The following is a 7,996-nucleotide window of genomic DNA, read 5'->3' as shown; positions in this document are numbered from 1 at the left end:
GCCGGACAACTCGGCACCGCCGGACAAGCCAACTACGCAGCCGCCAACACCTACCTCGACGCCCTCGCCCACCACCGCCGCGCACACGGACACCCCGCAACCTCCCTCGCCTGGGGATTCTGGGCCCAACGCAGCGGCATGACCGGCCACCTCAACGACGAGGAGGTGGAGCGCATGTCCCGTGCGGGCATGCGTCCACTGGAGGACGCGGAGGGGCTCGCGCTGTTCGACGCCGCCTGCGGGGCCGACATACCGCTGCAGGTGATCACCCGGCTGACCCCGTCGGCGCTGAAGGGGGATCCGGACCGGGTGCCCCATCTGTTCCGCGGCCTGGTGCGGAGCACGTCCCGCCGGGTGGTACGGGCGGGCAACGACGGCGCCGAGCTGTCGACGCGGCTGGCCTCGCTGCCCGCCGCCGAGAGGCACCGCAGGCTGCTGGACCTCGTCCGCTCGAACGCGGCGACCGTGCTGGGGCACGCCTCGGCCGAAGCCGTCGCGCCCGACCGGTCGTTCAGCGAACTCGGATTCGACTCGCTGACCGCCGTGGAGTTCCGCAACCGGCTCGGCACGGCCACCGGTCTGCGACTGCCGGCCACGCTCGTCTTCGAGCACCCGACACCGAACGCGCTCGCGGCGTACCTGCTCGCGGAGCTCGCCCCGGCGGGGATCTCCGACGTCGAGGCGGCACTTTCCGACGTGGACGCGCTGGAAGCGGCCCTCGCGGTGATCGCGGCGGACGACGGCGAGCGCGACCGTGTCACCCGCAGGCTGCGCGGTCTGCTGTCCAAGTGGAGCGCCGGGGACGCCGAGCCGGCTTCGGCCCATGGCCTGGACGATCTCGACGCGGCCTCGACCGACGATCTCTTCGACGCGATCGACCAGGGTTTCGGGATCTGACCCCCCTGACCGACCGGGAACACACCATCAAGGAGCACTGACCATGTCCGACGAGGACAAGTTCCGCGACTATCTCAAGCGGGCCGTGGCCGAGGCGCGCGGCCTCCAGCACCGGCTGCGCGAGGTCGAGGACAAGGCCCGCGAGCCGATCGCGATCGTCGGCATGGCCTGCCGGTTCCCTGGCGGGGCGGAAAGCCCGGAGGAGCTGTGGCGGCTGGTGTCCGAAGGAACGGACGCGGTCTCGGGCTTTCCCGAGGACCGCGGCTGGGATCTGGACCGGCTGTACCGCGCCGACGCCGGGGAGTCCGGGGCCTCCACCACCCTGGAAGGGGGATTCCTGCACGGCGCGGGCGACTTCGACGCCGACTTCTTCGGGATCTCCCCGGTCGAGGCGACCGCCACGGACCCCCAGCAGCGGCTGCTGCTGGAGACCTCGTGGGAGGCGCTGGAACGCGCCGGGGTGGACCCCCGGTCCCTGCGCGGCAGCGCCACCGGCGTGTTCTTCGGCGGTACCGGTGGTGACTTCGCCGGTCTGCTGGGTGCCTCGTCGATGGCCATGGACGGCTACATGCTGACGGGCACCTCCAGCAGTGTCCTGTCCGGTCGGGTCTCGTACGTGCTCGGCCTGGAAGGGCCCGCGGTCACCATCGACACGGCCTGTTCCTCTTCCCTGGTGTCCATGCACCTGGCGGTGCAGGCCCTGCGGAAGGACGAGATCTCGCTGGCGCTGGCCGGCGGCGTCTCCGTCCTGTCCACCCCGGGCGCCTTCCCCGAGTTCTCCCGTCAGGGCGGACTCGCCTCGAACGGCCGTTGCAAGGCGTTCTCCGCGGACGCGGACGGCACCGGCTGGGGCGAGGGCGTCGGCGTCGTCGTCCTGCAAAGGCTGTCCGACGCGCAGCGCGACGGGCACCGGGTGCTGGCCGTGCTGCGGGAGACCGGAATCAACCAGGACGGGGCCAGCAACGGTCTGACCGCGCCGAGCGGGCCCGCGCAGCGCCGCCTCATCCTGCGGACGCTCGACGGCGCGGGACTGTCCACCGCCGATGTGGACATGGTGGAGGCGCACGGCACGGGCACGACGCTGGGCGACCCGATCGAGGCGCGGGCGCTGCTGGCCACCTACGGTCAGGACAGGCCGGCCGACGAACCCCTGTGGCTCGGGTCGGTCAAGTCCAACATCGGCCACACGCAGTATGCCGCCGGAGTCAGCGGTGTGATCAAGACGGTCATGGCGCTGCGGCACGGCGTCATGCCGAAGACCCTGCACGTGTCCGAGCCGACCCCGCACGTCGACTGGTCCGGGGGCGCGGTGCGCCTGCTGACCGAGAGCCGCGCCTGGCCGGACCGGGGCCGCGCCCGGCGGGCCGCCGTCTCCTCTTTCGGGGTCAGCGGCACCAACGCGCACGTGATCCTGGAGCAGGCTCCGGAGGCCGGCCAGGACACCACCGGTGAGGAGGCCGGCCCCGGCACGGCCCTGACGTCGACGCCGTGGGTGGTCTCCGGCCGCGCCGAGGTCGCGCTGCGTGCCCAGGCCCGGCGGCTGCTGGACCACCTCGGGGAACACCCCGGGCCGAGCCCCGCGGACGTGGGGTTGTCGCTGGCGGGTACGCGGTCGGCGTTCGAGCACCGTGCCGTGGTCCTGGGCGGCGGCCGGGACGAGCTGATCGCGGGGCTGCGGTCGGTCGCGGACGGCGAGGACGGGGCCGGCGTGGTCTGCGGCCGTGCCTCGGGCAGTGGTGTGGTGTTCGTGTTCCCGGGTCAGGGTTCGCAGTGGGTCGGCATGGGTCGGGAGTTGTGGGATTCCTCGCCGGTGTTCGGTGAGTCGATGGTGGCGTGTGAGCGTGCGTTGTCGCCTTTGGTGGACTGGTCGCTTCGGGACGTGGTGTTCCGTGAGGCGGACGATCCGCTGTGGGGTCGGGTGGACGTGGTCCAGCCGGTGCTGTGGGCGGTGATGGTGTCGCTGGCGGCGGTGTGGCGTTCCTTCGGTGTGGAGCCGGCCGCGGTGATCGGACACTCCCAGGGCGAGGTCGCCGCGGCGTGTGTGGCGGGTGGCCTGTCGTTGGAGGACGGTGCCCGGGTCGCTGCGGTGCGCTCGCGTCTGGTGTTGGAGAAGCTGTCGGGCAAGGGCGGCATGGTCTCGGTGTCGCTGCCGGTGTCGGACGTCGAGGAGCGCCTGGCGTCCTTCGACGGCCGTGTCGGCGTGGCCGCGGTCAACGGGCCCGCTTCGGTCGTCGTCTCGGGCGAGCCCGACGCGCTGGATGAGCTGTTGGCCTCGTGTGAGGCGGACGGTGTCCGGGCGCGGCGTATCGCGGTGGACTACGCCTCCCACTCCGCGCAGGTCGATGTCCTCAACGAGGACCTGCTGCGCGAACTGGCCGACATCCGACCGCAGTCCTCCTCCGTCGCCTTCCACTCCACGGTGAGCGGCGAACAGATGGACACCTCGGGCCTGGATGCCCGGTACTGGCTGCGCAACATGCGCGAGACGGTCGCCTTCGAGGGGGCGGTGCGCGCCGCACTCGGCGAGGGCCACCGGACCCTGCTGGAGATCAGCCCCCACCCCGTGCTGACCATGGCGGTCCAGGAGGCCATCGACAGCGCCGGCGTCGTGGCCCACGCGTCCGGCACGCTGCGGCGCGACGACGGTGGCACCGGCCGCCTCGTCAACTCGCTCGCCGAGGCGTACGTCGCCGGTGCGCCCGTCGACTGGACGCGGGCGTTCCCCGGGGCCCGCCCCGTGGAACTGCCCACCTACGCCTTCCAGAGGCAGCGGTACTGGCTCCGCACGACATCCTCCGGGTCCGGCGACGTGACGGCGGCGGGCCTCGCCGACCCCGGGCACCCGCTGCTCGGCGCGGCCGTGGAACCCGCGGAGAGCGACGGTCTCGTCCTGACGGGCCGCATCTCACTGCGCGACCATCCCTGGCTGGCCGACCACCGCGTCCTGGGCGCGGTGCCGCTGCCGGGGACGGCGTTCGTCGAACTCGCGGTGGTCGCCGGCGACCTCGTCGAGTGCCCCCGGATCGAGGAACTGACCATGGAGGCCGCGCTCCTGCTCCCCGAGAGCGGCGCCCTCGACCTCCAGCTCACCGTGAGCGCCCCCGACGAGACGGGCCGACGCGAGATCGGGTTCTTCGCCCGGACGGACGACGACATCACGGCCGCCACCTGGACCCGACACGGTTCGGGAGTCCTGTGCCCGGCCGCCCCCGTACCGGACGCGGAGCCGGCCGCCTGGCCGCCCCCGGGCGCGGAGCCACTCGACGTCGCCGGTCTCTACGAGCAGTCGCCGGACAGCCCGTTCGCCTACGGACCCGCCTTCCACGGCCTGCACGCGGCCTGGTCGCGCGGCCGGGAGGTGTTCGCCGAGGTACGGCTGCCCCGGGAACTGCACGAGCAGGCCGACGAGTACCTCCTGCACCCCGCGCTGCTGGACGCGGCGCTGCACGCGGTGGGGTTGGGCGAACTGCTGGAGACCGGCGGGCAGCCGCTGCGCCCCTTCGCCTGGAACGCGGTCTCGCTGCACGCCACCGGCGCGACCACCCTGCGGGTGACCCTGTCGCCGGCCGGGGCGAACGCCGTGTCCCTGTACGCCGCCGACGGCACCGGCGCACCGGTCGTGACGGTCGGTTCGCTGATGCTGCGGCCGGTCGAGGCGGCGGAACCGGCCGCCGGACGGACCGCCGCGCACCCCTCGCTGCTGACCATGGCCTGGACGCCGGTGCCGCTCCCTGCGACGGATCCCGCGCCGTGGGCGGTACTGGGCGCGGCCCCGGGCGGAGACTCGTCGTGGACGGGCTCGGACACCCTGCCCGAGCGGTACGCCGACGTCGCCGCGCTGGCCGCGTCGGTCGCCGCGGGCGGCCCCGTGCCGCGTTTCGCCGTACTCGACCTGACGTCCGGCGACCCCGCCGGCGCCGCGCTCCCGGCGGCCACCCGCTCTCGCGCCGGGCAGGTCCTGGACGCGGCACGCGCCTGGGTCGCGGAGGACCTCGACGAGCGGCTCGCCACGGTCACCCTGGTCATGGCCACCCGGGACGCGGTGGGCACCTCGGCCCAGGACCGGGCGACCGGGCTGGACTCCGCCCCCCTGTGGGGTCTGGTGCGCTCCGTCCAGTCGGAGAACCCCGGCCGGTTCGTCCTGCTGGACACCGACGGTCTGCCGGAGTCGTGGCAGGCCCTGCCGGCCGCGCTCGCGACACGGGAGGCCGAGATCGCGCTGCGCGCCGGGACCGCGCTGGTCCCCCGGCTCGACCGGACCCCGGTCGCCGAGGTCCCCGCCGGTGTGCCCGGCACCGACCTCGGCGATCTGGACCCCGCGGGCACGGTGCTGGTGACCGGCGCGACCGGCGGCCTCGGCAGCCTCGTCGCCGGCCACCTCGCCGAACGGCACGGCGTACGCCACCTCCTGCTGCTCAGCCGCCGGGGCCCGGACGCCGAAGGCGCCACGGAGCTCGTCCGTCAGTTGGAGAAGCACGGGGCGACGGTGACGCTGGCGGCGTGCGACGCGGCGGACCGCGAGGCGCTGGCGGCCGTACTCGCCGCGATCCCCGCCGAGCAGCCGCTGACCGCGGTGGTGCACTGCGCCGGAACCGCCGAGAACGCGCTGCTGGCCTCCCTGGAGCCCGGCATGATCGACCGCGTCTTCCGCGCAAAGGTGGACGCCGCCGTGCACCTGCACGAGCTGACCGAGGGCCTGGACCTGTCGGCCTTCGTGCTGTTCTCCTCGATCGCCGGCACCCTCGGCGGCACCGGGCAGGGCAACTACGCGGCGGCCAACACCTTCCTGGACTCCCTCGCCCACCACCGGCGCGCCCGCGGCCTCGCCGCGACCTCGCTGGCCTGGGGCCTGTGGGCGACCGAGCGCGGCATGGGCGGCGGCCTCACCGAGGCCGCCTCGGCCGGCACCCCGATGCGCGGGGTGAACGCGCTGCCCTCCGACGAGGGGCTGGCCCTCTTCGACCTCGGCTGGCGTTCCGCCGAACCCGTCCTCTTCCCGGCCCGCCTGGGCGGCGCCGCGCTGCGTGCGCAGGCCTCCGCCGGGACGCTCCCGCCGGTCCTGCGCGGCCTGTTCCGCACGCCGGCCCGCCGCACGGCCGGGACCGACACCCAGGACGCGGGCACGCAACTGCGGCGCCGGCTCGCCGAGATGATGCCGGTCGAACGCCAGGAGATCCTGCTGGAACTCGTGCGCGGCCGGATCGCGGCGGTGCTCGGGCACGGTTCTCCGGAACAGATCGAGACGGACCGCCCGTTCCGCGACCTCGGCTTCACGTCGCTGACCGCCGTGGAGCTGCGCAACCGGCTGAACGCGGCGACCGGTCTGCGCCTGCCGGTGAGCCTCGTCTTCGACTACCCGACGCTGGACGCGCTCGTACCGCTGTTGCTGGGGAAGTTGTCCCCGGAGGGTGCGGGAAGTGGCCTTGCGGAAAGCACGGAGACCCAGGATGCGGAAGTCCGTCGCATCCTGGCATCGATTTCCGTGGCACAGCTCAGGGAAAGGGGGCTGCTCGACGCGTTGCTGGAATTGGCTGACGGTCAGGCGGCCGAACCTGAATCCGGCGACCGCAGCGAAGAGATCATGTCCATGGACGTGACAGCGCTGCTCGCCATGGCCAGGGACCGATCGGAGCAGTAACCGAAACGGTCCACCACTCCAAGCGCAAACTGGGGCGGCTTAAGGGACGGGTTTAGGGGCGCCCTGTGCATAACCTGCCAGGGATTCCCCCCACCCGTCCCTTTCGGTTCCGATCCGGAACCGATTCGCCCCGGAGCAGATCCCCTTGACCAAACAGCAGACCTGCCCTGTCAGCTTTCCGTTTCCCGACCCCCCGACAATCGGCGATCTCCCTCCCGAGCTCGCGCAGATACGCGACGAGCAGTCCGTGGCGGAGGCACGGTTCCCGGATGGCATGGGCGCCTGGCTGGTGACCAGGCACGCGGACATCCGCACGATGATGCTGGATTCACACGTGAGCAGTCGTGTCATGAACGCGTCAGCCGCGGCGGCGATGGCCGAAACCGAGACCGGCAAGCTGATGAACGAATCGCTCGTCGGCATGGACGCCCCGGAGCACACCCGCCTGCGCCGGCTGGTGAACCGTGCGTTCACCGCCAGGAACATGGAGACACGGCGTCAGCGCATCGCTCAGCGCGTCAGCGACCTTCTCGACGAGATGGAAGCCATGCCGCAGCCGGTGGATGTGCTGGAGCACTTCGCACTGCCGCTGCCGATCCAGGTGATCTGCGAGCTGATCGGTGTGCCGCAGGAGGACCAGAGCACCTTCGCGGGCTGGTCGAACGCGATGCTCGGCGACTGGCAGCGGGCGCTGGAGAAGGAAGCCGCGACGATCTCGCTGCTGAAGTACTTCGGTGAGCTCATCGAGGTCAAGCGGTCCGCGCCGGGCGACGACCTGATGAGCGAACTCATCAAGGTCAGTGACGACCACGACACCCTCAGCGAACGTGAGATCGCCGCCACGTGCATCGGTCTCCTCAGTGCGGGGTACGAGACGACCGCCAACCAGATCAGCATGTTCCTGCTGACCCTGCTGCGTCACCCCGAGCAGCTCGAGGCGCTGCGCGACGACCCCGACGGCATCCCGAGGGCCGTCGAGGAGCTTCTGCGGTTCGTCCCCCTGACGGTGACCGGCGGAATGGTTCCTCGGCTCACCACGGGCGAAGTCGAGCTCCAGGACGGCAAGTCACTGCCTCCGGGCGTGCTGGTCCTGCCGGTCGTCGCTGCCGCGAACCGGGACCCCGAGGTCTTCGAGGACCCGGAGCGACTGGACCTGACCCGCGCGACCAACCCCCACCTCGCCTTCGGTTCCGGCATCCACCACTGTCTCGGCGCCCAGTTGGCCCGGATCGAACTCCAGGAAGCGCTGCGCGGAATACTGGCCCGGATGCCCGAACTGCGCCTCGGCGTTCCGGAGTCGGAACTCCGGCTGAAGCCGGCCTCCATCATCCGCGGCCTCGAGACGCTGCCGATCGTCTGGTAGTACTCGCCACGCGCACGAAGCGGCGGGGGGGGGGCGGGGTTGGTGAGAGCACGCCCCCCCCGAAAGGCCGGGTGGCCCAGGTGGGGGCCCCCCCCCCG

Annotated in this window: 2 protein-coding genes and 2 pseudogenes; all 4 read left to right on the top strand. The window is 72.5% G+C overall.

The features are described 5' to 3' along the window. Positions 1 to 66 (top strand): annotated as a pseudogene (locus ACFYW3_RS38955) (KR domain-containing protein); the annotation flags it as partial. A 432-nt stretch (positions 67 to 498) separates the two neighbouring features. Continuing rightward, positions 499 to 651 (top strand): annotated as a pseudogene (locus tag ACFYW3_RS38950) (acyl carrier protein); the annotation flags it as partial. Positions 652 to 940: 289 nt separating this feature from the next. Next, a complete protein-coding gene (locus ACFYW3_RS38945) occupies positions 941 to 6,535 on the top strand; it encodes a type I polyketide synthase (RefSeq protein ID WP_389389021.1) in 5,595 nt (1,864 codons plus the stop codon). Positions 6,536 to 6,869: 334 nt separating this feature from the next. After that, positions 6,870 to 7,898, top strand: coding sequence for a cytochrome P450 (locus ACFYW3_RS38940; protein WP_389389020.1), 1,029 nt, complete (start codon positions 6,870 to 6,872; stop codon positions 7,896 to 7,898). Positions 7,899 to 7,996 lie beyond the last annotated feature (98 nt).

The sequence above is a fragment of the Streptomyces sp. NPDC002602 genome (assembly GCF_042889445.1).
Taxonomy (GTDB): domain Bacteria; phylum Actinomycetota; class Actinomycetes; order Streptomycetales; family Streptomycetaceae; genus Streptomyces.
This window is presented reverse-complemented; position numbering and strand designations above follow the sequence as displayed.